Origin of the sequence: Streptomyces olivaceus (assembly GCF_000721235.1) — a bacterium.
GTDB classification, from domain to species: domain Bacteria; phylum Actinomycetota; class Actinomycetes; order Streptomycetales; family Streptomycetaceae; genus Streptomyces; species Streptomyces olivaceus.
Genome location: NZ_JOFH01000106.1, coordinates 1 through 1199 on the forward strand (window position 1 = coordinate 1; position 1199 = coordinate 1199).

Consider the following 1199-nt stretch of genomic DNA (forward strand, 5'->3'; position numbering starts at 1 on the left):
AGAAGTCATCTCATTTGGTGAGTCTGCGGTAGCAGATGAGGGTGCAGGCGATGCTGGTGAACGCGAGGAAGTGGTCGGCCTTGCGTTCGTAGCGTCGGTGGAGGCGGCGGCAGCCGGCGAGCCAGGCCATGGTGCGTTCCACGGTCCAGCGGTGGCGGCCCAGCCGTTGCGAGGACTCGACTCCCTTGCGGGCGATGCGCTGGGTGATGCCGCGTTCGCGTAACCATCGCCGCAGGTGGGTGTAGTCGTAGCCCTTGTCGGCGTCAAGTTTGGCGGGCTTGCGCCGGCGCCGTCCGCGGCGCGAGCGGATCGGAGGGATGCCCTTAACGAGCGGGATCAGTGCCTGGCTGTCGTGCAGGTTGGCGCCGGAGATGCCGACGGATACGGGCAGACCTGACCGTTCCGTGATCAGGTGGATCTTCGAGCCGTACTTGCCCCGGTCGACAGGATTCGGACCTGTCAGGTCCCCCTTTTCAGGGCCCGCATGTTCACCGAGTCGATCGCGCACCGCGACCAGTCCAGCTCGCCGCGGGCACCGAGTTCGTCGAGGACCAGGCGGTGGAGCTTGGCCCACACCCTGGCCTTCGACCACTCCGAGAACCGCCGGTGAGCGGTCGCTCCGGACGGGCCGAACGACGCCGAAGGCAACTGCTGCCAGGTGCATCCTGACGTGGCCACGAAGACGATCGCGGCCAGCACCTCCCGGTCACCGTGCCGACGCCGACCACCACCCTGCGGCCGGGACGGCGCCTCCGGCACCACCCGCTGGAACAACTCCCACAACTCATCCGGCACCAGCCGTTCAACGATCCCCACGCCGGGAGGCTACCGACCGCAAGGAAATGGCCGTAGTCAGTTGCCCATTCGGCGCTGCTCGTCAAACCGAAGCAGCACTCGTACCAGACGCCATACTCCGGCCACCGCTCCGAGCAGTGCGCCGCCTACCAACATGCCTCTCCCCGCCGATCCGGAGAGGTCAAGGACCAGGGCGAGAGCCCAAGCGGCGGCAAAGATCACTCCAGCCAGCACAGCTGCAGTCACCAGGGCGAAAGCGATCTCCACCGTCATTGCGTCCTTTTCCCACCGCGACTCACGCCCCATGTCCATGTTGCAAGTCTCACAGCACGGTCAAGCCACCGACCTGTCCCGGTCTCCGATCCGCACGGGGCGGGCGATCACCAATTGAGACAACTTCTAAG

At 66.1% G+C, this 1199-nt stretch carries 2 protein-coding genes; both read right to left on the reverse strand.

What is annotated here, in order from left to right; all coding sequences use genetic code 11:
* Positions 1 to 10: 10 nt before the first annotated feature.
* Positions 11 to 810 (reverse strand): IS5 family transposase gene (locus tag IG94_RS41375; RefSeq protein ID WP_224326725.1). Its coding sequence is split into 2 segments (ribosomal slippage): positions 11 to 472 and positions 475 to 810, totalling 798 coding nucleotides; the frame shifts between segments, so codons are not numbered across the junction.
* 42 nt (positions 811 to 852) lie between these two features.
* Positions 853 to 1107, reverse strand: a complete 255-nt coding sequence (locus IG94_RS41380) for a DUF6332 family protein (RefSeq protein ID WP_211269729.1) — start codon at positions 1105 to 1107, stop codon at positions 853 to 855.
* Positions 1108 to 1199: the final 92 nt, after the last annotated feature.

What these genes read in the sequence shown, in the direction of transcription:
- IG94_RS41380 (WP_211269729.1), bottom strand. Translation starts at nt 1,107, where the DNA reads ATGGACATGGGGCGTGAGTCGCGGTGGGAAAAGGACGCAATGACGGTG.